27 protein-coding genes, 1 pseudogene and 1 other annotated feature are annotated in these 25,428 nt (G+C 34.8%); of the genes and pseudogenes, 8 read left to right on the top strand and 20 right to left on the bottom strand.

What is annotated here, in order from left to right:
- Window positions 1-340 precede the first annotated feature (340 nt).
- The 4 genes from LZ480_RS06520 to LZ480_RS06505 form a co-directional block, all read right to left on the bottom strand.
- On the bottom strand, window positions 341-1,081 hold the full coding sequence (locus tag LZ480_RS06520; protein ID WP_241368569.1) for an alpha/beta fold hydrolase: 741 nt from the start codon (window positions 1,079-1,081) through the stop codon (window positions 341-343).
- 49 nt (window positions 1,082-1,130) lie between these two features.
- Complete coding sequence (locus tag LZ480_RS06515) at window positions 1,131-1,580, bottom strand: NUDIX hydrolase (RefSeq protein WP_241368568.1); 450 nt, start codon at window positions 1,578-1,580, stop codon at window positions 1,131-1,133.
- Window positions 1,581-1,678: 98 nt separating this feature from the next.
- On the bottom strand, window positions 1,679-2,221 hold the full coding sequence (locus LZ480_RS06510; protein ID WP_241368567.1) for a DJ-1/PfpI family protein: 543 nt from the start codon (window positions 2,219-2,221) through the stop codon (window positions 1,679-1,681).
- Between the two features lie 41 nt (window positions 2,222-2,262).
- A complete protein-coding gene (locus LZ480_RS06505) occupies window positions 2,263-3,072 on the bottom strand; it encodes an inositol monophosphatase family protein (protein WP_241368566.1) in 810 nt (269 codons plus the stop codon).
- A gap of 277 nt (window positions 3,073-3,349) precedes the next feature.
- On the opposite strand from LZ480_RS06505, the gene LZ480_RS06500 reads away from it, so the two are divergent.
- Complete coding sequence (locus tag LZ480_RS06500; RefSeq protein ID WP_241368565.1) at window positions 3,350-4,225, top strand: helix-turn-helix transcriptional regulator; 876 nt, start codon at window positions 3,350-3,352, stop codon at window positions 4,223-4,225.
- Between the two features lie 447 nt (window positions 4,226-4,672).
- Here LZ480_RS06500 and LZ480_RS06495 read toward each other — a convergent pair whose 3' ends face one another.
- The 5 genes and pseudogenes from LZ480_RS06495 to LZ480_RS06475 all read right to left on the bottom strand — a co-directional run.
- Window positions 4,673-5,044, bottom strand: a complete 372-nt coding sequence (locus LZ480_RS06495; protein WP_241368564.1) for a YybH family protein — start codon at window positions 5,042-5,044, stop codon at window positions 4,673-4,675.
- A gap of 31 nt (window positions 5,045-5,075) precedes the next feature.
- A complete protein-coding gene (locus LZ480_RS06490; RefSeq protein ID WP_241368563.1) occupies window positions 5,076-5,354 on the bottom strand; it encodes a DUF3784 domain-containing protein in 279 nt (92 codons plus the stop codon).
- Between the two features lie 12 nt (window positions 5,355-5,366).
- Entirely contained in the window at window positions 5,367-5,726 is a 360-nt protein-coding gene (locus LZ480_RS06485) for a hypothetical protein (RefSeq protein ID WP_241368562.1), read from the bottom strand.
- Window positions 5,726-5,941: a helix-turn-helix transcriptional regulator gene (locus LZ480_RS06480; RefSeq protein WP_241368561.1), complete on the bottom strand. Its 216-nt coding sequence runs from the start codon at window positions 5,939-5,941 to the stop codon at window positions 5,726-5,728. Before LZ480_RS06480 ends, LZ480_RS06485 begins: the two co-directional genes overlap by 1 nt.
- A gap of 498 nt (window positions 5,942-6,439) precedes the next feature.
- Window positions 6,440-6,655 (bottom strand): annotated as a pseudogene (locus LZ480_RS06475) (arginine--tRNA ligase); the annotation flags it as partial.
- Between the two features lie 263 nt (window positions 6,656-6,918).
- Between LZ480_RS06475 and LZ480_RS06470 the strand changes: the two are divergent.
- Window positions 6,919-7,191, top strand: a complete 273-nt coding sequence (locus LZ480_RS06470) for a hypothetical protein (RefSeq protein ID WP_241368560.1) — start codon at window positions 6,919-6,921, stop codon at window positions 7,189-7,191.
- 107 nt (window positions 7,192-7,298) lie between these two features.
- Here the strand turns inward: LZ480_RS06470 and argS are convergent, their stop codons facing one another.
- The 3 genes from argS to LZ480_RS06455 all read right to left on the bottom strand — a co-directional run bounded on the left by argS (window position 7,299) and on the right by LZ480_RS06455 (window position 12,283).
- Window positions 7,299-8,972 carry an arginine--tRNA ligase gene (argS, locus tag LZ480_RS06465; protein ID WP_241368559.1) on the bottom strand — a complete coding sequence of 558 codons (1,674 nt, stop codon included), beginning with the start codon at window positions 8,970-8,972 and terminating at the stop codon, window positions 7,299-7,301.
- Between the two features lie 126 nt (window positions 8,973-9,098).
- Window positions 9,099-9,317: a binding site (T-box leader), on the bottom strand.
- Window positions 9,318-9,423: 106 nt separating this feature from the next.
- On the bottom strand, window positions 9,424-10,428 hold the full coding sequence (locus tag LZ480_RS06460; protein WP_241368558.1) for a YeiH family protein: 1,005 nt from the start codon (window positions 10,426-10,428) through the stop codon (window positions 9,424-9,426).
- A gap of 52 nt (window positions 10,429-10,480) precedes the next feature.
- Complete coding sequence (locus LZ480_RS06455; RefSeq protein WP_241368557.1) at window positions 10,481-12,283, bottom strand: M3 family oligoendopeptidase; 1,803 nt, start codon at window positions 12,281-12,283, stop codon at window positions 10,481-10,483.
- Between the two features lie 252 nt (window positions 12,284-12,535).
- On the opposite strand from LZ480_RS06455, the gene LZ480_RS06450 reads away from it, so the two are divergent.
- Window positions 12,536-13,384, top strand: coding sequence for an MBL fold metallo-hydrolase (locus tag LZ480_RS06450; RefSeq protein ID WP_241368556.1), 849 nt, complete (start codon window positions 12,536-12,538; stop codon window positions 13,382-13,384).
- Between the two features lie 121 nt (window positions 13,385-13,505).
- On the opposite strand, the gene LZ480_RS06445 is transcribed toward LZ480_RS06450, so the two are convergent.
- From LZ480_RS06445 to LZ480_RS06420, 6 genes are all read right to left on the bottom strand, one after another.
- Window positions 13,506-14,288 carry an MBL fold metallo-hydrolase gene (locus tag LZ480_RS06445; RefSeq protein WP_241368555.1) on the bottom strand — a complete coding sequence of 261 codons (783 nt, stop codon included), beginning with the start codon at window positions 14,286-14,288 and terminating at the stop codon, window positions 13,506-13,508.
- A 125-nt stretch (window positions 14,289-14,413) separates the two neighbouring features.
- Complete coding sequence (locus LZ480_RS06440) at window positions 14,414-14,710, bottom strand: YfzA family protein (RefSeq protein WP_241368554.1); 297 nt, start codon at window positions 14,708-14,710, stop codon at window positions 14,414-14,416.
- Window positions 14,711-14,721: 11 nt separating this feature from the next.
- Window positions 14,722-15,333 carry an ABC-2 transporter permease gene (locus LZ480_RS06435; RefSeq protein ID WP_241368553.1) on the bottom strand — a complete coding sequence of 204 codons (612 nt, stop codon included), beginning with the start codon at window positions 15,331-15,333 and terminating at the stop codon, window positions 14,722-14,724.
- Window positions 15,317-16,195, bottom strand: coding sequence for an ABC transporter ATP-binding protein (locus LZ480_RS06430; protein WP_241368552.1), 879 nt, complete (start codon window positions 16,193-16,195; stop codon window positions 15,317-15,319). The genes LZ480_RS06435 and LZ480_RS06430 overlap by 17 nt, the downstream gene beginning before the upstream one ends.
- Window positions 16,195-16,572 carry a GntR family transcriptional regulator gene (locus LZ480_RS06425; RefSeq protein WP_241368551.1) on the bottom strand — a complete coding sequence of 126 codons (378 nt, stop codon included), beginning with the start codon at window positions 16,570-16,572 and terminating at the stop codon, window positions 16,195-16,197. Before LZ480_RS06425 ends, LZ480_RS06430 begins: the two co-directional genes overlap by 1 nt.
- Window positions 16,573-17,081: 509 nt before the next feature.
- Window positions 17,082-17,741: a hypothetical protein gene (locus LZ480_RS06420; RefSeq protein ID WP_241368550.1), complete on the bottom strand. Its 660-nt coding sequence runs from the start codon at window positions 17,739-17,741 to the stop codon at window positions 17,082-17,084.
- A 605-nt stretch (window positions 17,742-18,346) separates the two neighbouring features.
- Here LZ480_RS06420 and LZ480_RS06415 point away from each other — a divergent pair.
- Window positions 18,347-20,407 (top strand): catalase, encoded by a 2,061-nt coding sequence (locus tag LZ480_RS06415; RefSeq protein ID WP_241368549.1) that lies wholly within the window; start codon window positions 18,347-18,349, stop codon window positions 20,405-20,407.
- A 191-nt stretch (window positions 20,408-20,598) separates the two neighbouring features.
- On the opposite strand, the gene LZ480_RS06410 is transcribed toward LZ480_RS06415, so the two are convergent.
- A complete protein-coding gene (locus LZ480_RS06410) occupies window positions 20,599-21,192 on the bottom strand; it encodes a dienelactone hydrolase family protein (protein WP_241368548.1) in 594 nt (197 codons plus the stop codon).
- A 241-nt stretch (window positions 21,193-21,433) separates the two neighbouring features.
- On the opposite strand from LZ480_RS06410, the gene LZ480_RS06405 reads away from it, so the two are divergent.
- The 4 genes from LZ480_RS06405 to LZ480_RS06390 all read left to right on the top strand — a co-directional run bounded on the left by LZ480_RS06405 (window position 21,434) and on the right by LZ480_RS06390 (window position 24,790).
- Window positions 21,434-22,021, top strand: coding sequence for a hypothetical protein (locus LZ480_RS06405; protein ID WP_241368547.1), 588 nt, complete (start codon window positions 21,434-21,436; stop codon window positions 22,019-22,021).
- Window positions 22,022-22,185: 164 nt separating this feature from the next.
- A complete protein-coding gene (locus LZ480_RS06400) occupies window positions 22,186-23,325 on the top strand; it encodes a YibE/F family protein (RefSeq protein ID WP_241368546.1) in 1,140 nt (379 codons plus the stop codon).
- Window positions 23,322-24,092: a YibE/F family protein gene (locus tag LZ480_RS06395; protein ID WP_241368545.1), complete on the top strand. Its 771-nt coding sequence runs from the start codon at window positions 23,322-23,324 to the stop codon at window positions 24,090-24,092. The genes LZ480_RS06400 and LZ480_RS06395 overlap by 4 nt, the downstream gene beginning before the upstream one ends.
- A 245-nt stretch (window positions 24,093-24,337) precedes the next feature.
- The gene (locus LZ480_RS06390; RefSeq protein WP_241368544.1) at window positions 24,338-24,790 is read left to right on the top strand and encodes a hypothetical protein; all 453 of its coding nucleotides are present in this window, start codon (window positions 24,338-24,340) and stop codon (window positions 24,788-24,790) included.
- Window positions 24,791-24,955: 165 nt separating this feature from the next.
- On the opposite strand, the gene LZ480_RS06385 is transcribed toward LZ480_RS06390, so the two are convergent.
- Window positions 24,956-25,285 (bottom strand): hypothetical protein, encoded by a 330-nt coding sequence (locus LZ480_RS06385; RefSeq protein ID WP_241368543.1) that lies wholly within the window; start codon window positions 25,283-25,285, stop codon window positions 24,956-24,958.
- Window positions 25,286-25,428 lie beyond the last annotated feature (143 nt).

Below are 25,428 nucleotides of genomic sequence, written 5' to 3'. Positions count from 1 at the left end.
GCATGACCAATTTGCGTGAAATATGCTCGGATTATTGATTTTATGCTCGGAATCGGAATGTTTATGCTCGGAATTCCGATTTTTTGCTCGATTTTTGGGATTTATGCTCGCTTTTCTGAATTTATGCTCGAATCACCATATTTCACATCTCACCTCGGTGTAAATGTACACGACCAAGCTATAATGATTCAAATTGAATTCACAGATTAATGAAAAAGCATATCATCCCCAACTTATGTGACTGGACCGTTTTCACCATATCCCGATTTAATAATTATAGATTTTGCTCAAAAGTAAATGCCTGCTCCTATTTACGTTCGAGCAGGCTCTTTTCCGTGGATTAATTTATCGTCTCATCATAAAAGCTATTTAAAATAGGATTCAATCCACTTGCACAACGCATCGGAAAATCATGCCCCGCTTTTGGTAAAATCATTGTCTGACAACTGGCATTTTGAGCTAATAATTCAAGCGAGTTTTTGATATCCTTACTTTCGCGCTGTCCGCAAATTGCTAGCATTGGAAGCGTAACCTCAAAAATTCCCGGAAAATCTTTGATGTTCATTGTCTCGTTGAAAAAAGCTTGATAGTTTTCGACGGTTAATTTCCTGGCATAGTCAGCCATATAATCTGACTGCTTCTTCGTATAGTTCCAATACTTCGCCTGCAATTTCACAATCCATTTATAGCGGAGTAGTTTAACCATTACTGGTGCGGATTTGCAATACATACGAATGGATTTTTCATTCGGACATACCCATGCACTTAAAAACACAGCACGTGAAAATAACTCGGGATTATCAGTAACCAACATGACGGCAAGTTGAGCCCCGATGGAATGTCCCATTATCCCAACGCTCGGCTTGTTTAGCGATTTTACGAGCTCTAAAATCTCTTGCTTAAGCTTATGTGGATTGTATGTTATTTTGACAGATTCCCCCGCGCCATATAGATGTGGCACAATGAGATGATAGTTATTTAGGACTTGATATTGTTGCGTAAACGTATCTACAGCGGCTGCCCCGTGTAATAACAAAATCGTTGGATTATTTCGATCTCCATACTCATCAAAATAGATCATCGCTTGCCTCCAAAAATGGTAAAATTATTAAATTCCCATTAACAAAATGTTAAATCGTAAGTACATATTGTTGTAGCATGTTTTTTATCATGGGATTTAGTTGTTCTGGTAGCTCATTCATGTTAAAAAACTTAGCCACAGTTGTTTCTTGACCATCTGCTTGAAGGATTCCACCTTTTATTTCTTTTGAAATATATGCAATCGTTACCGGATAGAATTCATCACCATTCGGTAGCTTAACAAAATGCTGCTTCCCTGAAAACACCCCAATTAAATCAAGTTGTCCAATTTCAAGCCCTGTTTCCTCAAACACTTCTCTTCTACCGGCCTCTTCAGTAGACTCGCCCAATTCCATAAAACCGCCCGGAACGCCCCAAACACCCTCATTTCTTTTTTGTAATAATATTTGCCCCTTATCGTTTATGACAGCAACCGCAACTCCGACTAATAGTAAAGGCTCGCTGCCAACGACTTTGCGTAATCTTTCAATATAACCCATGTTTCGTATCCTCCTAATAATATTTTCCACTATTTAATATATTCTCAACCTCTAATAACCTTAGTTTTAATAATGCTCTAAGTAATCACTAACACTACTTATTTACCATACCAGCCTTCTTCAAATTGAAGATCCAGTGTTTTCCCAAATAAAATACCAAATTTAATAAATGCTGAACCCCATGCAGTGATAATATTGCCATCTTTCACTAATAATTCATTAACATAATTGGCCCCTTCGAATAACCCAGAAGTTATTCTAGCTTCCTCTAGTAATCCAACTGTAAAATTTTTATTCTTTAATAATCCTGCTTTTGCTAGTAAAGCGGGCGAACTAGAAATACTAGCTATAATGAAATTATCCTGATTCGAAATCTTTTTAATAAAATCAATATATTTATTATTTTCAAGGATAGCAAAAATATCCATACACCCTGTTAATAGCAGACTATCGAATTCTTCATAATTAATTTGATCAATCGTTTGATCTGCTATTAATGTTAGACCAGCCTCTCCCTTAACTGGTTCTTTGCCTATCGATATAATACTTACAGGCTTTGCACCTTGCATTAAAACTGACAATGCCGTTGTCAACTCATATTCACTAAAATTAGGATAAATAAGTACCGCTGTTTTTTTCATAATAACACTCCTCGTTTGATAATAAATTTCGTTTCCATATTCTATAGCATCGACTCTCCCAATCCGTTATTAACTAAATCTATCAATACTTCTTTTTTATTTGGGTGACAGGCAATTAAAAATGGAAATTTCTCTGAGCCAGTAAAATCATTACCATCAAAATCAATTACAATTCCTCCAGCTTCCTTTACCATAAGTACCCCTGATAATAAATCCTCTCCAGGCGAATTGAATAATATAATTCCATCTAAATCCCCTTTAGCTAACATACACCATTGTATTGTTGGTGCCCAAAGTCGGATCATCCTTTTGCTATTTAAATCTATGAATTGTCTCAATCTTACTGCATTTGAATCATTTTGAACCCCATGACCTTGAATCCATCCAATGCTTAATTTGTTTGATTGCTGATTATCTTCCATAACAATCGATATATCATTACAATAAGTACCTCCATTTATAGTAGAAAAAAATAATCTACTTAATATAGGTTCATATATTGCGGCTAATACCGGTATATTTTTATGTAGTAATACTATTGAAGAAGAAAAAACAGGAAGCCCTATTGCAAAATTATTTGTTCCATCAAGTGGATCTATTTGCCAAATCCAATCACTATCTTTCCTATCGTCCCCCATTTCTTCACTTTGAATTCTATGAGAAGGAAAGTGTTTACGAATTGTATTCACAATAATTTCCTCAGCCATTATGTCTATTTCTGTCACTACATCCCCGTTAACACCTTTGTAGTCAACTTCGTAAGTTTGTCCAAATTTACCTTTTGCTAAATTACCTGCTTCAATGACAGCCTGTTTAGCTATAATTGTCGCTTTTTCAATAATAGATTCCATTTGAATTACCCCTCTCTTATTTGAAGCATTTCCCCTATACAATTAGATTAAAATAATAAATATGGAAAATAAAGTGAATAAACGAATTAATATTTTCACCTTTTAGGAAGTTTTTATTGAGATAAATACAAATTTCTATTCACAACATAGTCCTCCCCTTTTATTTTGCACTATACAATCCACCCCAATTTTCCAATAAACTATAATTACATCAGTGCAATAATTATCAAAAATGATTTTGGTTTCTTCTTTATACTAAGATTTGAGGTGAGCAGTCATGTATAGTCAACTTTTCCAACATATTGTAGATACGCTAGAGGAAAATATTTTATCTGATTGGCAGCTTGAGCAGTATGCCGAAAAAATTGGTTATTCGAAGTTTTATTTAACAAGGCAATTTAAAAAGGAGACGGGCTTATCTATCGGTGCTTATATTCGAAGAAGACGTCTTGCTGTTTCTGCATTTTTACTGTTGCATTCCGATGAATCAATACTAGACATTTCATTTGAATGTCAATTTCAATCGCAGGAAGCATTTACACGGGCTTTTAAAGAGCTATACCAGATGCCACCGGGGAAATATCGTAATTTAATGCGTACAATAAACTTTAAGGAGGAACAGGAAATGACATCAAATGAGGTGAAAGGCTGGCTTTTAACGGGGACAAACCCATCTTTATATACAATTAAAGCCGATCATGAGGTATTTCATACGGGCTCAAAATCGGGCTATTTAGGCAGCACAAAGCCTGCTGAGGAAGGTCAATTTGGCACTTTAATGCAAGTATTTTCAGCTAAAAATTGGATTGGTAAGCGCATGAAAATGTCTTGCTTTATTAAAACAAAAGATGCGATGAAATGCGGGGCTTGGTGCCGTATTGATTCGAAAAACGGGGACCTCGTTCAATTCGACAATATGGATAATCGTTCAATTCATGGCACAACTGATTGGAATTACTATTCGATTGTACTCGATGTACCTGAAGAAAGTGCAGCCATTCATTTTGGTGTGTTACTCGTTGGCTCGGGTGAAGTATGGATAGACGGGGTTAGTTTTGAAGAAGTTGATCATTCCGTTCCTTCAACAAATATGACTAGCTCAGCTTCAAAATTACCATTAGAGCCGGTAAATTTAGGATTTGATGAGTTATGATTCATCTCGATTTGCTGTTCGATGTTGTTATTAACATTTATACATCGCTAGGCTATAAAGGTTATAAATAAACTGTAGAATCAAGCGTTGTTATTGAAATAAAGTCAACATTAGCCTAAAAACAGTTTTTATTTTGACGCAATCAAGTAGCTAATTTTATTTACAGAGCTAACTTTTAATCGAAGTACAATATTGAAACAGGGTAATATTTTATTCAGCACCGCCGCCTCGCGATAGCGCTAGCGGCAGTATTGGACTCTTTTAACTTTATTAATACGCACCATTTTAGTTTGGCGGGCCTTGCATGCGGCATTAAAGACAGTAGTATGGACACGTACCACGTGGCCATAGTGCGGTCATGCCGTAGCCCGCCGAAAATAAGTAACACTGCACTTAATCCATTTTTGTTAGTAAATTAAATAATCAATATTTGCCTTTAGTATGTTTCTAATATTTTAATTTGCTCAAATGCTCATGTATTAATTTCCACTCATTTTGATCATCTTTCACAAATACATTTGTTGCTCGTCCATTTCCCTGCACGTATTTCCCATTTAAATACCCTTCATATTCATAGGTATAAATACATGTTGCATTATCTGCTTCATTAACAAGCCAATGGATATCTTTTGCCCGATAGATTTCATTTTTGATTGTATCCCATGCATTCTCAAAATACGCTTGGATTTCGCTCATATTTGTACAATTAGTACCAGTAAACCAATAAACTGCATTCGGGTGTAAACATGCCTTAACGTTTTTAAAATCGTGTGTATTGGTTGCATCAATGTATTTATTTAATAAATCAATAACTGTCATTTCTACTCCCCCTATTGCCTCTCCTAATAATTTATTCTACTAATTTAATGTTCACATAGACAACTTGTAGTAATAAAATTCCTAATGCAATCGGTAGTAGCGTCTCCACCTGTGTTAAACCAATGACCCCACAAATTACTAGAGCAATTCCAACAAACCCAAATGTTCCACCAACTAAACGCGCTAGCTTTTCTTGATCTTTCACACGCTTTTGATTATAGCCTGCTAATAACCAAGTCATTTTTTTCACGCCAACTAAAAAGCCCATCACTAATAACAAAGCACCCATAATTATCAAATCCATTGTCATTTTCAATTCCCCCTAAAATCGTTTTACTATCGCTGGAACAATGTAAAAAGGCACACATAGCGTCACCAATAAATACGCAATCATATAATTCATACTCATATCAAAAAGAGCAACACCTCGGCTCTCTATCAGTAACATTGCCAACAGCACCGTATTAAGTATAAAAATTGTTCGCAAAGACCATTTTGTAATATTGGCATTGACGCGGTCATCAAATTCAACATCTTCTTGTAGCTGATTGCGTTTATATTTTGCAAAAATGATTAGCACAATCATCAACGCTAGCAGCAACCCTTTTAACAGCATGGCTTCCACTAAAAAGAACACCAATAAAAAAGCAATAAGCGGGATATAGGTGAATAATTTCGTCATCAATCTTCCTCCAACCAAAATAATTTTTCGATCGACGTATCCAGTGCGGCCGCAATTAATAAACAAACCTTAATTGTTGGATTATACTTTTGGGCTTCGATTAAATTCATCGTTTGTCTAGTGACACCCACTTGTTTCGCCAAATCCCCCTGCGTTAGATTGCCGATCTCAATCCGTCGAACCTTCACATGATTCGTTATGACAACATCCTTCAACTACAAGCCTCCTTTCACCGTACTGCACAAATTAAGTTCTTTTAGGGCTCATCACCATAAATCGGGGCTACCATAAGTTTTATTTAAGTAGGATGCGATTTACTCCATTACATAGGATGGACGCATTTGTTCCTCTACTAGCCATCAAAATTTATTCACGCGTTAATAGTTAAATTAGGGATTTTTTGGTCATTCGCAAATATAAGTTGATAATCGCAAATACCATGTTTTAATTCGCAAATAAACTCCCAAAATCGCAAATACCCTCGACATTTCCCCCGATTAAGTTGATACTCAGCAAAGTTTGGAAAAATTTTTTTCGGAAAATAAACCCTTTTTTTCAACGGTAGTTCTAAAAAGTGGTAATTGATCCCCTTACCACCAATTGTAATATATATTTTACATTTGTCAATTATATGTTACACATAAAAAATGAAAAAGATGCCCGAGACATTTCTGCTCGGACATCACCTAAATCGATGTTTAATGGTGTGAATATGCTTTTTCTAAGATCGATGAAATACGTGCATATGTATATTGCACATATGGATCCGTTTCCCATTCAAAATTTATCATCTTCTCTAGAGAAAATTCAATATCATTCATTCGGAAATTTTTTAAATCATTGAAAATAACCGCGCCAATCCCTACTTACTGTGCCACTTCCTCCATGCTTTGTAACGCTGGATTTTTGTCCTGAATATTTTGATTCGCTGGCACGCAAGAATCACGCAAAGAAATGCTCTCTGAAAGGGTCGTATGGAGTGTTCGTGGAATGGGAAAATTTTTATGAATGTACAATGATATGTCTTATTTTTAATAACTAATACATAAGATTTATTAAAATGCTAGGAAGGGGTAATGTAATAAGTAAAGTCATTTTCTTTATTGCATTAATCATCTTAATTTGTTGTGGGGTGTATTTTGTAATCGATAAGGATTCTACCTCTTCTGATTATGTTGCGGATAAACAAACTATGAAAGAAGTTAAAGAAATATATGATAAAATAAATGAAACGGAATTAATGGAAAAAATCATTATTGAACTGAAAGAAAAGGGTTACTCTCCTCAAGGAGGAGGTGCATACACAATATTTTCAGCTGATAAACAAATGCTTACACTTTTAATGTATGATATTGATTTAAATAACAAAGTAATGACAAATGATATTATGGCTATAGTTGATAAAGTCATAAGAGAAAATAACTTTAGTTCATTTGAAATCGCTTTACAAAAAGTTGACAGATAAAATACAATCCAAAAACGAGAATGGGATAAAACCTACTATTCAACTGAAAAACCCCGAAAATTTTACTTCTCTTATAATTTTCGGGATTTTTATTTTTGTCATAAGCTTTACATATTACTAGGAGACTTCAATCCTAACAGCTTCAGCCCGTCCTGTAATATGGTTGCTACACAGTAACAAAACAGTAATCGGCTCTCCCTTGCCGAGTCTTCTACTAAGATTTTTGTATTGCCATAGTATTTATTAAAGGCTCTTGCTAATTGAAGCACATACTTTGCAACGATTGATGGGTCTACCTGCTCGAAAGCCTCTTTAACCGCTTTTGGATAGTCTTGCAAACAAAGAATTGCTGGCCAAGCTTGTTTCTCTAGTTCCATTAAGTCGATGTTAGATGGTGTGAAGTTTGCTTTTTCTAAGATCGATGAAATACGTGCATATGTATATTGCACATATGGACCCGTCTCGCCTTCAAAATTCATCATCTGCTCTAGTGAAAATTCTATATCATTCAATCTGTAATTTTTTAAATCATTGAAAATAACCGCGCCAACCCCTACTTGATGTGCAACTTCCTCCATGTTTTGTAACGCTGGATTTTTGTCCTGAATATTTTGTTTCGCAGTTTGAACAGCCTCGTCTAGGACATCTTTTAGCAAAATTACTCTGCCTTTACGTGTCGACATTTTCTTCCCGTCTTTTAACATCATCCCAAAAGGCACATGCTGTAGCTGCTTCGCCCATGTATAGCCCATCTTGTCAATCACCTTAATAAATTGGTTGAAGTGTAACGTTTGCTCATTGCCCACAACATAAAAGATTTTCTCAGGGCTATATTGTTTTTGACGATAAAAGGCTGCCGCTAAATCACGTGTCGCATAGAGCGTTGCGCCGTCCTGCTTCGTAATTAAGCACGGTGGCATATCATCCAGCTCCACCACATTTGCGCCATCTGAAACCGTTAGTAACTGCTTAGCATTTAACTCCTCTACAACACCTTGCATCTTGTCGTTATAAAAGGCTTCCCCCTCTAAGGAATCAAATTGAATACCGAGTTGATCATAAATTCCCTTGAATTCCTCTAGCGATACACGTTTAAACCATTCCCATAATGTGATTGCTTCTGCATCTTGATCTTCTAATGCTTTAAAAGCAGCACGTGCTTTTACATTAAGTGCTTCATCTTGCTCTGCTTCGTCATGAAACTTCACATAAAGTTTTAATAGCTCTTGAATGGGCGCTTTTTCAATCGATTCCTTTGATCCCCATAGACTATATGCAACAATCAGCTTACCAAACTGTGTCCCCCAATCACCTAAATGATTGACACGAACTACTTCATAACCATTCTTTTGTGCAATATTCGCAAGCGCATTGCCAATGACCGTAGAACGCAAATGCCCCATTGAAAAAGGCTTTGCAATATTCGGTGACGAAAAATCGATCACGATACGTTGACCGTTATTCTCTACCTGGGCATAGTTGTCCTTACTACATACAATGTTTGTCAAAACCTGCTGTGTGACTGCTGATTGATTGACAAAGAAATTAATATAGCCACCGACTATCTGAACATCCTGAATAAAGGGGTGCTTAATTTTCTCACCAATGGCTTGTGCAATTTGCTGTGGTGCTTGTTTAAATTTTTTTGCAAGTGTATAGCATGGAAACGCGAGATCTCCTAAATGCTGATGCTTCGGCTTTTCTAATAAAGCGGTTATTTCTACTGTTGTTAGTTCACTTTCAATTGTCTGTTCTAAAATCTTTGCGACTGTTTGAATCATGTTATTTCCCCTCCAAATTTTCGAAAAGTACATTGCGCGCCAACTAGCGTGAAATATTGTCTTTTTGATGTGATATCCTTGAAAAAATTTTCTTTCTAACCAATAAAAAAAGCCCTCGTCTCTAAAAAAAGAGACGAGAGCTATAAATTCCCGTGGTACCACTCTAGTTGCCACATGACTGTGACCGCTTTCCATTTGTAACGGGGTGACTCCCCGGCATTCCCTACTCCATTCAAGATGCATCTCCAAAGTGCGTTTCACCAATATTTTTTGCATTAGGCTCCCACCGTCCCTAACTCGCTTAGCCAAAATCATATAAGCTACTTTCTTCTTCACTGATTTTTATAAATTTGAAATTGATTATATACATGAAATGGGATTTGAGTCAACAGTTATTAAAATATTTTTCTAATCTTGCATCTATTTAGTGTATCGTTAATACAGTTCCATCTTACTGAAATAGAACAACTAATAGGTATCCAAGAACGGATAAGCAAACTGATCCTACAAGTCCTACTCCAAATGCTTTTCCACCTAATTTTTTGAAGGTTTTTAGTTCAACATTCAATCCTAAACCAGCCATCGCCATGGCAATTAATATATACGCAATATTTACAATAACTTGTGCAACATACTGCGGTACAATGCCAAGCGAATTAAAGGCACTCATTGCTAAAAATCCAACAATAAACCAAGGAATCATCTTTAAAGAAAATGCCTCTTTCTCTTGTCCCTCTTCACTTCTTCGATACCAAATCCCAATCAAAATCACTACCGGTACTAATAAAGCGACACGTGTTAGCTTGACAATAATTGCGATATCTAAAGCCTCATCACCACCAGCTGAAGCGGCTGCAATCGCATGGGCAATTTCATGTAATGTCCCACCGGCAAAAATTCCGTATTCTGTAGGAGTTAAACCAAGTACTGAATATAACAACGTATAAACAAGGGTAAATGTCGTTCCAAGCATTGCCACAATCGCGACACTGATGGCAGTTTCCTTTTCATTTGCTTTCACTTGTGGCGCAATCGCTACAACTGCAGCCGCTCCGCAAATTGCTGTTCCACACGCCGTTAAAATTCCAAGTTTTTTCTCTACATGAAAAACTTTTGATAGTCCGTAAACTACAAATAATGCAAAAACTAAATTAATAAAAGCAATAAGAAATACACTTGCGCCCGCATTATAAATATCCACTAAATTTAAACGCATCCCTAGTAAAATAATTCCTAAACGTAATAATTTTTTACTTGAAAACGAAATACCCGTCTGCCATGCCTCCGGAACATCAATCGTTGCTTTCCAAATCATCCCTATTATGATTGCAATAACAAGCTGCCCCATAATTGAGAAAAAAGGCAAGGTTGAAATGTATTTTGCGACGATTGCAATTCCTAGTGTTAACAATAATCCTTTCGCAAAAGGGGCAGAAAAATGCTTTCTAATGTCCATCTAGTTCACTTCTTTCGTCCTTTATTGCTTATATTTCATGAAACTTATCTCGTTAAACTCTTTCATAAGCTGTTAATTCCAGAAAAAGTTCGACATCCTGAACACAAAGTTTCATTCCTTTTTCCCAAAAGGCTTCATTAGTAATGTCCTCATTTAAATGTTTCAGGATCAATTCTTCGATGGGCATTTTCCCTGAATCTCGCAACAATTGAATATAAATATTTTCAAAGTCAGGACCAATTTCTTTTGCTTTTTCATATAGACTATATGTTAATAAATAGCCAAATGTGTATGGGAAATTATAAAATGGTGCATCTGTAATATAAAAATGCGGTGTCCAAAGCCACGTATATACTGATACATTATCAAGAGAATCTCTATATCCATCCAAAATTGCTTCTTGCATTAACTCATTTAATCGCTGTGTAGAAACTAGCCCTTTTTTTCTTTCTTCATAAAAATTTTGCTCAAAAAGAAACCTACTATGAATGTTCATAAAATTCATTACACTTCTTTTTAATTTTTCGTCAAGTAGTGATATTTTTTCTGATTTTGATTCAGCCGTTTCAATTGCTACATCCAATACAATCATTTCAGCAAAAAATGAAGCCGTTTCAGCAATGCATAGTGGATATTGTCGGTTCAAACTTGAAATACCATTCATGGCTGTATTATGAAAAGCATGACCTAGTTCATGTGCAAGTGTTAAAATACTTTTCATCGTTCCATCAAATGTCATAAAAATTCTTGATTCCTCAGACATCGGAAAGCCCGCACAAAATGCAGCGGCTGACTTTTTAGGGCGATTTTCAGCTTCAATCCACCCTTCTTCAATTGCAGTTGTTACGAATGCTTCTAACTGCTTTCCAAATTTACGAAAGGAGCCTTTTACTAAATCAATTGCATCATCATAATGAATCTTTTGGCTGTTTGTTTCAAAATTTGCCCAAAAGTTATAGGATTGCATCTTCTCTTGACCAGTTATTTTCCCTTTTCGATTTAAGTATTCTGCAAAAGCATTTTTATTCTTACTTACAACAGACCACATTGCCTCTAGTGTTTGTTTTTTCATTCTATTTTTACGTAAGGGCTCTTCCAAAACATCATCGATTCCTTGAAAATTGTAAAGTTGAAGTCGAAAACCAGCTATATGATTTAACACTTTGGCAAAGGTTTCTTTTTGTTCTGACCATTTAAGCTCTAATTTTTCGTGCCCTAATTTACGAAGTTCCTCATTCGAATGTGCGCGTAAATTCAAAGCTTGCCCTATTGAATATTTCTGTGGCTTCCCTTCCAATTGAATTTCAATTTCGAGATTACTCATTAATGTTTGATATAGCTGTCCCCACGCATGATAACCATCTATAGATAACTTAGACAAAATCGCTTTTTCATTAGAAGTTAATGATGTTTCCCCTTCTTCACGCCATTCTGCCAATATAAAATTAAAGTCTTTTAACACCTCAGATTCAAGAACATCAATCCATATTTCCAATGAAGTGCTTGCTAAGATAGCCTGAAAATTTGTTAATGTAACACCATATTTACTATTTAATTTAGTAACCCTACCTTGAAAAACACTCGCCTCTTGATCAGATGGGTTTTGAGCTAATAAGCAAGTGATAAATGAGGAGGCTTGTGACAATTTAAGCTTAATACTGTCGATTTTCATTAGTATGTTTAGGATATGATCAGCATCTTCTACACTTGAAATACTAGTAGCTGCTATATCTCCATCCAATTTGCCTAATCCTTGCTCGATATCCTGTATATGATTTGAAAATTGATTTGATTTTTTTATGCTTTGAAAGATACTATCTAAATTCCAGATTTGTCGATATTTATTTTTATCCAATTATTCTCCCCCTAATTAAGAACATATATTCTATATTACATTAACTCGAATTTTCTGACTACAAAATATTTCCAACACTATAATCAGGGATATCTTAATAATAGATCGATAATATGTTATAATTTCCCTATTAATGTAGGAGGTATTGGTCCAATGGTAAAAAAATAACATGAGAAAATCTTTAATTTTTTTTAAAATACATGTAGATTTTCTCTTTCATAACATCAATATCAAAAATAGAGGAGACATAACATGTTAAACAAAATAAGTGATACGATCTATTATTTTCCTAATCAAGATGATAAAGACCGACCTACATTAGGCTTGGTATGCGGCGACCAATATAGCTTAATTATTGATTCTGGGAATTCTACACAGCATGCTATTGATTTTTTATTAGAAATCGAGAACTTAAATGTACCCCCAGTTAAATATATGGTTATTACGCATGCGCATTGGGATCACTTTTTAGGAATGAATGAAATTGATGCAACTATTATAGTTAATAGTCTAACAAATGAATTGTTGAAAAAATGGAGAAATTACACATTCGATGATAAATCATTACATGAATATGTAGGTAATAATGAAATGAGTTCTATGTGTATGGAAATTATACAGTCCGAAGTCCCAAATAGGGCTAGCTTTAAATTGCGTTCTCCAGATGTAATTTTTGAAGATACTTTAACTATTGATTTAGGAAATAAAATTTGCATAATCGAGAGAATCAATGCTACCCATACTGATGACTCTACAATCATTTATATTCCGGACGAAAAAGTTATTTTCTTGGGTGATTGTCCATACGGTACAACGACAAATTCTTTATTTCATTATAAGCAATCGTTGCTATTACCAATGATTGAAGACATCCAAAAGTTTGATGCAGAATTGTTCCTACTTGGTCATGAATCGATATGTGATTCAAATGAAATGAATATATTTTGGGAAGAATTAACAACAGCAAGTCAGGCTGTAACATCAAGCTCTTTAGAGAATGCTGTAGCATGCTTTAAGCTAGATAATAAAAGAGGCCCTAATGATAATGAATTATTTTTCATAAAAGCATTTGTTAATGATTATATTATTCAATCACAATAATTCTATATAGTACATGAATCAAATATAAAAATTAGCCATCTCATTTACATTTGGAATGAGATGGCTTTTCGTTCTTCAATAATGTTGGGAACGATATTTTATATAAGTAAAAATAATTCCGCTAAAATTGCACACTAAAACCATTAAATCTGTGTATCCCTGTGCCGAATTTCACTAAATCATTATCTTTTAAGTGTGCTATTGCCAATTTAACTTCGTTTAAGATATCTGGTGTAATGCCTAATGAATTGTGTGAACCGTATATCATATTTATATTAGGAATTTTCGCTATTTTTTCTAAAGAGTTGACTAAATCTACAGGATTAGTTGTTGGGTAAAAGGCATAGATTGGTGTTTCATCATAGAGTAAATCTCCAGTAAATAAATAGCCTTTCGTTTCATCAAATATAGTAATATGTCCTGGCGAATGCCCAGGTGTGTGATAAATAATTAACTTTCGATTTCCTAAATCAAAGACATCACCATGTTTTAATAATCCGGTAGGTCTTCCAGTAAATGGCGTATATGTATCGGGGTTAAAGCTATTGGGTATGGGGATCGTAATATCTCTTGCTGTATTTGCTCTAATCTGCTCGATGGATAATCCTACAATGCCATTAGTTAACCAAGATTCTTCATCCTCATGAACAAAAATACGTGTATATTCACCATGACTTCCAATATGATCAGAGTGAACATGTGTTGTAATAACATCAATCGGTAAGGTTGTTAACTGGTCTGTAACTCGCTTCATGCTATCAATACCTAAGCCTGTATCGATAAGAGCGGCTTTTGAATCTCCTAACAACAAAAAAGAATGTACTTTTTCCCAATGACCTAATTCGCTAATTGCAAATGTCTTATCATCAATTTGTCGAACGGTAAACCAATCATCTTTTAACATGTTGGACCTCCATATCTATACTATATTTCTAATATAACACTCTCAAAGCTACATTCGGAATCTATTTATCTTAATATTCAAAATTAAAAAGCCTAGCATCTACAAACTAGGCCCTCTTTCAAATATTATCCCTTCAATTTCAGTGAAATGCCCTTCACCGCGCTGCCAACAAACTGAAGTACAACAAAAAATGCTAAAAACAATGTGAATAAATTAAACCACTGTGTTTCATAAAACTGGAACCATTCTTTAAAAAAGTGAAGTTCCGTTACTTTTCCTAACAGCTTCCCATCAAAATCTCTTAAATTCGGTATCCACCCTGTTTTTTCCATAGCAAAGAATAGCAGTTGCACAATGCAAAATACGGCAATAGATACAAACCAGGCACGATTATAAAAAGGCGTTTTTTGTTGTTTACGCACATTCATTCCCCCTATTCAAATACCTTCTTCGAATATATACGAATCGAAAGCAGCCAAGACATACTGTAAAAAATAACAGTTGCCACTAAAATATACGCATAAATCATCGGCTGGCTGACACTTGATAAATAGCCAACAAGCTCACGAATTTGATCATTTATATTAGGTACAAATAATTTTAGACAAAATAAGTAGGCCGCAAAAATACCGACAAATAAAAACGTAAAATATTTACTGCTGAATCGATACGCAAACGGATAAAAAATTGCAACTACTAACAGGCTCACAATACAAATCATTAATAAATGATAAATATTTGGAATTGCTTGATTTACGACTACATGCAACACGCTAATCGTGGCGATAATGCACATAATATATAAAAACGCGGCAATATACTTTGAACTTACAATTTCTTTACGCGTAAACGGTAAGGAGTTCAACAATAATTGGGCTGATTTTTTTTCATCTATTGCAAAGAGATTAACCGTCATCACAATTCCAAAAATAATGCCAACAAAAAGTGATGATGCTTGTGCAAAAATATAAATCGCAATCGCTAAAATCATAAATAGCCAAACCATTTTTTGAATATAAAAATCCTTTTTAATTAGTTGCAGCAACTTCCTTCGTCCCCTTCTTCGTGTAGTATAAAATATCTTCTAACGTTGCAGGCTCATAAATCGCCAGATCGCCAAACAGCTCCATTACAGCAGTTTTGTCAGCCGATAATCCCTCGAACCCATGTTTTGATTGTTGAAGCGCAATAAATGATTTTTTAGTATCAGAATCAAGTAAGTCCAATCCACCCTTTACAAGAACATATTGCTGCTCCAGCTTATAAAATTCCTGCGTAAAGATAAGCTGCCCTTCATGAATAAATACGATATAATCTGCAATGCGATCTAAATCAGATGTGATATGTGTCGAGAAGAAAATCGTTTTTTCACTATCCTGCACAATATTGCGTAATAAGCTCAGTAATTCACGTCGAAATACTGGGTCTAACCCTGCTGTTGGTTCATCCATAATAATTAAGTCCGCGTGATGCGATAATGCAATCGCAAGTGATGCTTTCATCTGCATTCCCTTTGAAAAAGTTTTTAGCTTTTTCTTGAGCGGCAATTGAAACTCGTCTACATAGCGCTGAAACATTCCTTCATCCCAATTGTCGTATGCAGGCTCAATAATTTTTTTCATTTCTAGCAGTGTTAAATTTTCGTAAAAGACATGTTCATCAAAGACAAAGCCAATACGTTGTTTAATCTCACGTTCATGCGTTTGATAATCTAAACCAAATACAGATACTTCTCCTTTGTCTGGCTGAAGAAGATTCATAATGAGCTTAATTGTTGTTGATTTACCCATGCCATTCGCACCGACAAAGCCTGTAACAAAGCCTTTTTTCACTTCAAATGATAAATCCTTCACTTCAAAACCTGAAAAACGTTTACTGACATTATTTAATTTAATGACTGCTTCCATTATTCCCTCTCCTCATATAAAAGTGCGACGAGCGCTTGTATGTCATTTAAATCTAAGCCAATCTCTTTCCCATTTACAATCGCCTGACTTAGCTGCTCCTCAATTACCTTTTGTTTTCGTTCTAATATCATTTCCTTATTCTGCTCTGATACAAAAGAGCCTTTCCCAACAACCGAATAAATGAGCCCTACCTTTTCAAGCTCTTCGTAGGCGCGCTTTGTTGTGATGACACTCACATCCAAATCCTTCGCCATGTTACGCATAGATGGTAAAGCGTAGCCAGCCGGAATGTCATTTGCTAAAATGGCTTTCTTAATTTGCTGTACGATTTGCTCATAAATAGGTTCTTTTGAATTATGTGAAATTAAAATTTGCATGCATGTTCCTCAATCCATATTGTATATATACTTTATATACAATATATACAAACCAATAATTTGTTGTCAATACAAATCGAATAAAATTTTCAGAATTTTTTTCAGGGAAAAAATTGAATGCTCAAATAGCCACTGAGACATAGCCAAAGATTGATAAAACAATCAGTTCATGTAAAGACCTTGGATAAAATATTTTAGGGAGTTTTGTGGGACTGATGAAGAATAATGAAGGGATTGGCATTAATGAAGCGGCTTATAAATTTCAAGGATTTAATGGCTTTATGAAGACTTTAACCGTTTTGGAAGATGAATCTTCATATAAAGGTTTTCACTAGATTTTGATCAATTTTATATGAAGACCTTCTAATTGTCTCTATTCGTTAGTTAAATAAGAGGTTAGATGAAAAAGGACTTACTATTAACAGTAAGTCCTTTTTGTATCTTATAAGAATATCTCGTCACAACTTAAGAAGTTTATCATGTACATCGAGGGTTTACGTAGTACATCATTAACCCTGAAGTTGACCTTCATCTAAACTAAATTCAGTTACTTTCTTAAGGTCTTTATTTACATTAACTAAACACGTTTTTCCTCCATCATATTTAAAATAAAAATGATAGTACCAATCCTCTTTTGAATCTTTAGCTGTATTTACTTCTTTACTTGGTTCTTCTAAAAATTCATAGCTTTTACCATCTAATATGTTATTCTCTTTAACAAAGTTAGTTGCTAAATTTTTAGCTTCATCATAAGAAAAATTCTTATAATTTTGATTTCTAGCTTCTCCTGGATGATACTGTAGACTTACTATCTTATTAGTTTCCGCGTCTAATATTGCACTATATTGAATGGCTGTATTTCCATTTATAAATTCACTATTTTTATTACTCCATCCTGTTGTATAAAATTTATGTCCGTCTATCTCATAAAACTCATTTTTTCCTTCATAAAAGTTTTTAGTATCTACTGTTTCATTAAAATTCTTTTGAAAAGCATCAAGTGCTACTTCTTTAAATTTATTTTCTTTGTAACTGTCTTGTTCAACAGCCTGTTCAGTCATTACTGTATTCAATGGCACTATATTATTTGATGCATGTGCAATAGCTGTAACACCTCCAGTACCCAATATCCCAACTAACGCTAATCCCAATATTTTCGTTGATTTCATAATATTTTTCCTCCTGTAATCGCAAGTTTTAAATTTGTTTTACTTCCTTGCTATAACTGAAGTATAGTAGATAAATCTTAAGAATCTCTTATTATAATTCTTAAGAAAATATAAATATTATTAGTATCAAAATGAGAAAGGGAATCCTTAAGCATATGTGCAATAACTAATCAACTTAACCCCTTGTACAACAAAACTGCCCCGTTAGTTCCTCCTCTTCATATGGAAATGGAGTTTCAATAGTTAATAAATTGGAGATATTTATGAGTTAATTTCATAATTCTCATCCCTTCAGTATCTCAAACAGCCTTTACTGAAAATTTTCTTGATGTCATTTTGAATCATGTGATGCCTCTAAACCTTCTGAAAAAACTAGTAACGTTTATTTATAATACCTACAAATTAGCAGTAGATCGCATAAATGCACAATTACAAGAGCAACAGGAGCTGCATAAATTTTTTAACGTAAGTTTTCACACAGGAGAAGTCTAAGCTCTTAAAAAAGATGGTTTATGAAATTGATTGAAGTATGAATCTATCCAGAAAACATATATTGTATGAGGCAATTGGGAAATGAAAATTGTTAAGTGAGGAAAGGAGATTTCGTGGACAAATCTTGGTCTAATCATGGAAAAGATACAGATGCCAAGGAACAACAACTTGAGGAGTTTCGTGTAAATAATGTCGGGAAAAAGATGACGACTAATCAGGGTGTGAATGTTTCAAATGATGAAGATTCGTTAAAATCAGGCGTTCGAGGTCCAACATTAATGGAGGATTTTCACTTCAGAGAGAAGATGACGCATTTTGATCATGAGCGAATTCCAGAGCGTGTCGTTCATGCAAGAGGTTATGCTGCCCACGGAGAATTTGTTTTGTACGAATCTATGAAAGAATATACAAGAGCAGGATTTTTACAAAAAGCAGGGTCAAAAACGCCTGTATTTTTGCGATTTTCTAATGTTGTTGGGAGTTCTGGTTCGATGGATACAGCACGAGATGTGCGTGGATTTGCCGTCAAATTTTATACCGAGGAAGGCAATTACGATTTAGTCGGAAACAATATTCCAATCTTCTTCATACAAGATGCGATGAAGTTTCCAGATTTAATTCATGCCGCGAAGCCAGAGCCTAATAATGAAATGCCACAAGCAGCTACAGCACATGATACATTTTGGGATTTTGTTGCGAACAATCAGGAAAGTGCTGCTATGGTGATGTGGTTGATGTCAGATAGGGCGATCCCCAAAAATTACCGAATGATGGAAGGTTTCGGTGTCCATACTTTCCGTTTTATCAATGACAAAGGGAAGTCGAGATTTGTAAAGTTTCATTGGAAACCAGTATTAGGCGTTCATTCACTCGTGTGGGATGAAGCACAAATTATTGCAGGAAAAGATACAGATTTTCAACGTCGAGATTTATGGGAATCAATCGAAATGGGGAATTTTCCAGAGTACGAACTAGGTGTACAAATACTTGAGCAAGAAGAAGAATTTAAATTTGATTTTGACATTTTAGATGCAACGAAACTTTGGCCTGAAGAAATAGTACCTGTAAAGATTATTGGGAAGTTGACATTAAATCGTAATGTTGACAACGTTTTTGCAGAAACCGAACAAGTCGCTTTCCATCCTGGTAATGTTGTGCCGGGCATTGATTTTACAAATGACCCGCTGTTGCAAGGCCGTTTATTTTCTTATATTGATACACAGCTTCTTCGTTTAGGTGGACCAAATTTTGCTGAAATTCCGATTAACCGACCGATATGTCCAATTCACAATAATCAGCGCAATGGCTTTAGCCGACAGACGATTAATGTAGGGCGAGTAAGTTATCATAAAAACTCTCTAGCAAATAATACACCTTCGACATCGACTGAAGCTAAAGGTGGGTTTGTTCATTATGAGGAAAAAGTGGAAGGACGTATTACCCGTGCACGAAGTAAATCGTTTGATGATCATTTCTCACAAGCAAGGCTATTTTGGAACAGTATGTCACCACCCGAAAAGCAACATATCATCAATGCCTTTAGCTTCGAAGTAGGGAAAGTGAATAGTCAATCCGTTCGGCAACAAGTTGTCGATATGTTTGTCCATGTTGATAAAGAAATGGCTACGATAATTGCTCATAATGTAGGCGTTAACAAACCAACTGGTGAACAATCAACTGTTACGGCATCTTCACCCGCGCTGAGTCAAGCGAATACAATAAAACTGCCACAAACACTTAAAGTCGGTGTACTTATTGGCAATGGATTCGATGCTACAGAAGTGAATAATGTGTTGAAAACGCTCACTAAATACGGTGTGAGATATAGTATCATTGGTGAGCGAATAGGGGCAATTGAAAGTAAGGAAGGCGTCCAATTAATGGCGAATGAAACCTATTTAACAACAGATTCCGTATTGTTTGACGCCTTATATGTCGTAGGGGTAAGTGCAGACAATCAAGCAAAATTTAATCAAGATATACTAATTAATATTAATCAAGCATTTCGCCACTATAAACCAATTGGCGTTGCACGAACAGGTATGCAATTTTTAAACGAATCCAATGCAAAAATTGGACCAGGTATTGTAGTACAAACTGGTAATGCTGATTTTGGAGAAAAATTTGTGGAGGCCATTGCAACGCAACGTTTTTGGAATCGAGATATTTATTAATATCCCTGTACCCGGTGCAAATACAATTCTGATAGTTCCCTCCAATTCAAGATATGAAGTGTAGTAGGTTATAAGTGAATGTCCCCTGTAGGAGCAATCTTACAAGGGACTATTTTAATTTAAATGCAGAGTCTAAGCTTTGGCATTGGCAGATACCATTCTTCAAAATCGTAGTTAAGTGTAAAGAGTTGCTAATTAACATTATAAAACGGACACCAATATTCTAATATACGATCAGCACTTATTTTATTGTAATTCTTTGAATACGGGTCCGCAAAGCCATGACCCCCTTCTACTATCTTCACCCATACATTTGAATAATGCGACAGTTTACATTTTAAATCTTTCGGATCAAATGACTGCTCATGCTCGCCATAAATTAAAATAGTTTCACATTTGGGAATCCTATTTAGATACTCTCGAATACGCGATCCATAGAACCCAACAACCCTATGTACTTCTTTATGACTACTACAGAGCCAAGCAACTGTTGCACCGACACTAAAACCGATTACATGAATTTCTATATATTCTTTTGATAAAACTTGGATCAGTGCCATCACTTGTTTATATGCCTTTTCAAACCCAACGTTCTCCATAAAATGACGGTATGCTCGTTCCTCCTCTTCATAAGGAAATGGAGTTTCATTATTTATTAAATTGGGGATATATACATCAAAGTTTTGTTTATAAAATAGCTTTGCATAATATTCTATGTGCTGATTGATTCCGTAAATCTCGTGAAGAAGCACAACACATCGATTTGAATTTTGTTTTAATTCCATATCAGGAACCCCTTTATATTTCTTTCATTTTCAACCAAATACATTTTAGAATCTTAAAAGCATTACTGTTTTATATTTTTCTTCTATTATTAAAAATAAGACAAAACAGCTTTTATTCACTGTCCTACCTTCACTAACAACTTCTCTAATTGTAGTTCATCATGTAAAGGAATCGCTTCATCGCCTATCAACGGAATAGAAGGCTTTATCGCCCGCGCTTTAGCCACAGCATCTGATTATTATGATTAGCATGCCACTTTTTAATTTATCCGGAAATCCGAAAGGTGCAAACTTTACCATCACAGCTTATGCAAACAGCACTAATGGCAATCCGCTTCATACAAATCTTTCAACCGAAAAAGCTACGTTCGAGTTATTACCTGTAGAAAGAATAGGTGTTATCACTAGTATAAGTGGTAATGGGAATGGCAATAACTTAATTTTTACAGATGTTATGCTAAATATCTCAGGAAAAGATATTGACTCTATCACTTATACAATAAACAAAGGGATATTTATAGAGGATGTTACCCTAACAGCAGATGAGGTAAAAAATAAAGATAGATTATTATCAGAAAAGATTTATACCATTTCAAGTGAGCCAAATTCAGCTCTCTTTCAAGGTATAAAAGAAATTGGGCCTACCTTTACAGTTCAATATAATGAGCAAGATCAATATCAATATTCACTCGCAATTCCCCATAATGGTAATACAGTAGAGGATGACATCATAATCAGCGTAGTTGCCAAATATGCTGATGGGAACTCTGAACAACAAAATGTCGTTGTAAATGAAGAATCAAGCTCGATTTCATTATTGCTAAAGTAGAACTAAGTTAACTGTTGGTAATTTGGATTTCCTCCCCTTTTTCTTTGTGATGATGCGCATATTTGGTCTATCCATATGGAAAAGGCTGACGACATTCCTATTCATATCATTTATTTGATATAGTGTGATATGTTACATATATTTTATTTACAGGGGGTATGCATATGCAGTTACTTCAAAAGTTTTATCAAAAAACATCTTGGCAACAATGCCTATTTACGGTTGTGCTCATCGCTTTATTCATCGGCTCGCTTGTATTTGTCCATCACAATTATGCATTCTATCAAAGCTCGATTGCAGAAGTTGTTGATGTAACGATAACCAGCACAACAAATGTAGAAGATAATTTTCAAAACAAAGACGTTTTATATACTCAGCAGTTAATCGCTAAGGTGAAAAACGGTACTGAAAAAGGAACACTCATTCATTTAACAAATGAATATTCTAAATCTCAAGCATTTGACCAAAAATTTGAGGTGGGTAGTGAAGTGTTCGTTTCATTCGATACTCAATTGCAAGAGGGTCAGGAGCAAACCGGTGTAATTACCGGTGTGAAGCGGGATAAATATTTAGTCATCATTGCATGGGTATTTATTTTTGTACTGTTGCTCGTCGGCAAAAGACAAGGGTTATTATCCGTTATTAGTTTAGCCTTTAATGCGGGTGTTCTATGGTTTGCATTAGATATTTACATTAAGTATGCCAATCAAAGTTTGTTATGGATTTGTGGGGCTTGCGTATTTGTATTTACCATCGTTTCGTTATTACTCGTAAATGGCAAAAATGAAAAGACATTCTCTGCGATTATCGCCACACTGATTGGGACGTTTACATCGCTTTTCATTACATATATCGCTTTAGTTATTACGGGCGAAAATGGCCTTCGTTATGAGGAATTGCAGTTTATATCGCGCCCATATAAAACAGTCTTTTTAGCTGGCTTAATTATTGGCGCTTTAGGAGCTGTAATGGATGTTGCGATAACAATGTCTTCTTCAATTTTTGGATTGTATGAAAAAGACCCTACGATTTCAGTAAAAGCTCTTACAAAATCAGGCTTGGAAATCGGCAAGGATATTATGGGCACGATGACGAATATTTTGTTCTTTGCCTACGTTAGTGGTTCGATACCCATCCTATTACTTTATTTCAAAAATGCGTCTACGCTTGGTTATACACTTTCACTGAATCTATCCCTTGAATTAGTACGTGCATTAGCAGGTGGGATCGGAATAGTCCTTACGATTCCAATTGGTCTGTATACCGCTATATTTTTTGTGAATAGAAAGAAGGCAAAGCTATGAATGTATTAGTTTTACTTGCAGGGCTGTTATTCGTGTTTATGGCGATCATCGGTGGCAAAAAAGGGATTCGGTCATTTATTGCCCTATTTCTAAATTTCGGTGTAATAATCATGACCGTATTCTTTATGAATGCCCCTACTCTCAATCCGGTCATTTTAACATTAATTGCCTGTTTATTCATTAGTTGTATTAACCTTTTTTACATTAACGAAGTGAACTGGACTACGAAAACTGCCTTTTTAGCAACCATACTGACGACAATTGTGTTAGTCATCTTTATTTCTTTAATCACAAATAGCGCGATGATACAGGGCTTTGGTGAAGAGGAAACCGAGGAAATGGGCATGTTCTCATTTTATATTGGACTTGATTTCGTCAAAATTGCGGTGTCAGTTATTATTATGAGTACGATTGGTGCCATTACAGATGCAGCAATCGCTATTGCCTCACCTATGAGAGAAATGCATTTTCATCACCCAAATATTGAAAGAAAAGAGCTGTTCCGTTTTGGCTTAAGTATTGGTAGAGATATTTTAGGGACGAGTACCAATACATTATTTTTTGCTTTTTTTGGGGGTTACTTGGCCTTACTTATCTGGTTTAAGGACCTTTCTTATTCATTAGGTGAAATCATCAATTCGAAAGTGTTCAGCAGTGAATTGATTACGATTTGTTGTGCAGCGATTGGCGTCACACTTGTTATTCCAATTACCGCTTATATTACCGCCTATTTTTTAGTAAGAAAGCAGGCAGATTCAACAAATTAAAAAAGGTTAATAGCGAAATGTGCAAAATTTAAAAGTAGGTGCTTTATCACAACATGTGAAAGCACCTACTTTATTTTTTTAGCCTATTTACTCTTAAGCTTTATTCAATACGCTGTTTTCTTGAAGAATGTGGTTTTTAAATTAAATTCTGCCGTTAAACATATTCTGTTAAAATAGTAGAGTAATGTAAATAATTAAAAAGATAAATCATTATTGTCTCGTAATAAGTATTAGGTGGTGAAATTATGAAAAGTTTTGCTTTGATTAAAGGTTTTATTTTCGGTGCAGTATTTTCATTTGTTGCTGCATTGTTATTTATGCTAATCGGACAAATATTGGCTGGTGGAGTAACCTCATTTCGGGGTGAAAGTTGGTTGTATTTTTCGGTTGTAATTCCTTTTGCACTTACTTTTACAGTTTTAGGTGGCTATTTTCACAATAGAAAAGATTTATCTAACAAGAAACTTTGGCTAATAAGTCTTATCTGTGCGTTTCTTGTAACCTTATATAGTGGAACGGTAGGTGCAATTTTTGGTGAAACTATCGTTAGAGGTGGCATGGAAACGATAAACATTGATGGTACATTAGTTTGGGGTACAATCTACGCTTTTATTTTAATTCCTTTTACTACACCATTCGCAAGATTATTGATAGGAATTTTTTACAAAATGATTAGAAGACAATCAAAAAATTATTAAAACATTTACCTCACAATAGAGGTCTTTTTTATGCACTTCTAAACATCTGACCCGATATCTGCATCAATTTCCTCTGCTTTAACACGACCTGTTCCACCTTTCCGGCAGTAATATTGGTCATATCATTGAATGATTTACTATAATCCTTATAAAGAGATTTTTAATTCAAGATTGTTTACTTTTTGTTGAGCTACTTGAAAATTTGAATATTGCAACCAAAAGACTAAGCATACTCAAACCCCAAAATACAGCTGCAATGCCTAATTGTAGTGAATTCTCTTCAGAAGCCATTGGATGGTTGGAATCTAGTGTAATAGCATTCATAAAGAAATAAAATGCAGTCGTTAACAATAACAAATGCAATGAAACCATACTATACGCTGTACTATTCCCTTTACTTCTAATCCACAAAGCGATAGTTGATAAAGTAAATATTAAAATGATCGTAATAAAGCCAATTGTTAATATATTAGGAACTTCTTGTTCCAACGGCATAATGATCCCCCTCTACTTTTACCAATTCTAAAACTAATTTAACAAAATTTCCAAGAACATCAACTCTATTTACTAAAAAACAATAATCTTTTTGAAAACAGACTAAATAATTCACATCAGATAAAATCCCAATTTATGTTAAA

The sequence above is a fragment of the Solibacillus palustris genome (genome assembly GCF_022549215.1).
Lineage (GTDB): Bacteria > Bacillota > Bacilli > Bacillales_A > Planococcaceae > Solibacillus > Solibacillus daqui.
The sequence above is the reverse complement of the archived record's forward strand: the minus strand, read 5'-3'. Positions and strand labels throughout refer to the sequence as shown.

What these genes read in the sequence shown, in the direction of transcription:
- LZ480_RS06520 (WP_241368569.1), bottom strand. Translation starts at nt 1,081, where the DNA reads ATGATCTATTTTGATGAGTATGGAGATCGAAATAATCCAACGATTTTG.
- LZ480_RS06515 (WP_241368568.1), bottom strand. Translation starts at nt 1,580, where the DNA reads ATGGGTTATATTGAAAGATTACGCAAAGTCGTTGGCAGCGAGCCTTTA.
- LZ480_RS06510 (WP_241368567.1), bottom strand. Translation starts at nt 2,221, where the DNA reads ATGAAAAAAACAGCGGTACTTATTTATCCTAATTTTAGTGAATATGAG.
- LZ480_RS06505 (WP_241368566.1), bottom strand. Translation starts at nt 3,072, where the DNA reads ATGGAATCTATTATTGAAAAAGCGACAATTATAGCTAAACAGGCTGTC.
- LZ480_RS06500 (WP_241368565.1), top strand. Translation starts at nt 3,350, where the DNA reads ATGTATAGTCAACTTTTCCAACATATTGTAGATACGCTAGAGGAAAAT.
- LZ480_RS06495 (WP_241368564.1), bottom strand. Translation starts at nt 5,044, where the DNA reads ATGACAGTTATTGATTTATTAAATAAATACATTGATGCAACCAATACA.
- LZ480_RS06490 (WP_241368563.1), bottom strand. Translation starts at nt 5,354, where the DNA reads ATGACAATGGATTTGATAATTATGGGTGCTTTGTTATTAGTGATGGGC.
- LZ480_RS06485 (WP_241368562.1), bottom strand. Translation starts at nt 5,726, where the DNA reads ATGACGAAATTATTCACCTATATCCCGCTTATTGCTTTTTTATTGGTG.
- LZ480_RS06470 (WP_241368560.1), top strand. Translation starts at nt 6,919, where the DNA reads ATGAAAGAAGTTAAAGAAATATATGATAAAATAAATGAAACGGAATTA.
- argS (WP_241368559.1), bottom strand. Translation starts at nt 8,972, where the DNA reads ATGATTCAAACAGTCGCAAAGATTTTAGAACAGACAATTGAAAGTGAA.
- LZ480_RS06460 (WP_241368558.1), bottom strand. Translation starts at nt 10,428, where the DNA reads ATGGACATTAGAAAGCATTTTTCTGCCCCTTTTGCGAAAGGATTATTG.
- LZ480_RS06450 (WP_241368556.1), top strand. Translation starts at nt 12,536, where the DNA reads ATGTTAAACAAAATAAGTGATACGATCTATTATTTTCCTAATCAAGAT.
- LZ480_RS06445 (WP_241368555.1), bottom strand. Translation starts at nt 14,288, where the DNA reads ATGTTAAAAGATGATTGGTTTACCGTTCGACAAATTGATGATAAGACA.
- LZ480_RS06430 (WP_241368552.1), bottom strand. Translation starts at nt 16,195, where the DNA reads ATGGAAGCAGTCATTAAATTAAATAATGTCAGTAAACGTTTTTCAGGT.
- LZ480_RS06425 (WP_241368551.1), bottom strand. Translation starts at nt 16,572, where the DNA reads ATGCAAATTTTAATTTCACATAATTCAAAAGAACCTATTTATGAGCAA.
- LZ480_RS06420 (WP_241368550.1), bottom strand. Translation starts at nt 17,741, where the DNA reads ATGAAATCAACGAAAATATTGGGATTAGCGTTAGTTGGGATATTGGGT.
- LZ480_RS06410 (WP_241368548.1), bottom strand. Translation starts at nt 21,192, where the DNA reads ATGGAATTAAAACAAAATTCAAATCGATGTGTTGTGCTTCTTCACGAG.
- LZ480_RS06405 (WP_241368547.1), top strand. Translation starts at nt 21,434, where the DNA reads ATGATTAGCATGCCACTTTTTAATTTATCCGGAAATCCGAAAGGTGCA.
- LZ480_RS06400 (WP_241368546.1), top strand. Translation starts at nt 22,186, where the DNA reads ATGCAGTTACTTCAAAAGTTTTATCAAAAAACATCTTGGCAACAATGC.
- LZ480_RS06395 (WP_241368545.1), top strand. Translation starts at nt 23,322, where the DNA reads ATGAATGTATTAGTTTTACTTGCAGGGCTGTTATTCGTGTTTATGGCG.
- LZ480_RS06390 (WP_241368544.1), top strand. Translation starts at nt 24,338, where the DNA reads ATGAAAAGTTTTGCTTTGATTAAAGGTTTTATTTTCGGTGCAGTATTT.
- LZ480_RS06385 (WP_241368543.1), bottom strand. Translation starts at nt 25,285, where the DNA reads ATGCCGTTGGAACAAGAAGTTCCTAATATATTAACAATTGGCTTTATT.